Below are 524 nucleotides of genomic sequence, written 5' to 3' on the forward strand. Positions count from 1 at the left end.
AAGCTGATCGTCACCGGTGCCACCCGTACCCAGGCGCTTCAGCGGGCGGCGCGTGCGCTGGCGGAGTTCCAGGTCGAGGGCATGGCCACCGCCATCCCGTTCCACCGGGCCGTGGTGACGGACCCGGCGTTCACCAGCGACCCGTTCACGGTCCACACCCGTTGGATCGAGACCGAGTTCCACAACACCATCGCCCCGTACACCCCGACCGGCACGGACGAGGCCGAGGAGACCGGCGCCCGGGAGACCGTGGTCGTCGAGGTCGGCAGCAAGCGCCTGGAGATCTCCCTCCCGGCCGTCCTCGGTCTGGCCGTGGCACCGACGGACGCGGCGGCCAAGAAGCCGAAGCGCAAGGCGGTCAAGAAGTCGGGCTCGGCGGCCTCGGGTGACGCGCTGGCGTCCCCGATGCAGGGCACGATCGTCAAGGTCGCCGTCGCCGAGGGCGACACGGTGGCCGAGGGCGACCTCGTCGTGGTCCTGGAGGCCATGAAGATGGAACAGCCCCTCAACGCCCACCGCGCGGG

Annotated in this window: 1 protein-coding gene; it reads left to right on the forward strand. The window is 71.2% G+C overall.

The genetic code is table 11. The annotated features are described in order from the left end of the window. The coding region (locus JK363_RS41585) for an acyl-CoA carboxylase biotin carboxyl carrier protein subunit (protein ID WP_236076600.1) at positions 1–524 on the forward strand (524 nt) is incomplete at both ends.

Source organism: Streptomyces coffeae, from assembly GCF_016741875.1.
Taxonomy (GTDB): Bacteria; Actinomycetota; Actinomycetes; order Streptomycetales; family Streptomycetaceae; genus Streptomyces; species Streptomyces coffeae.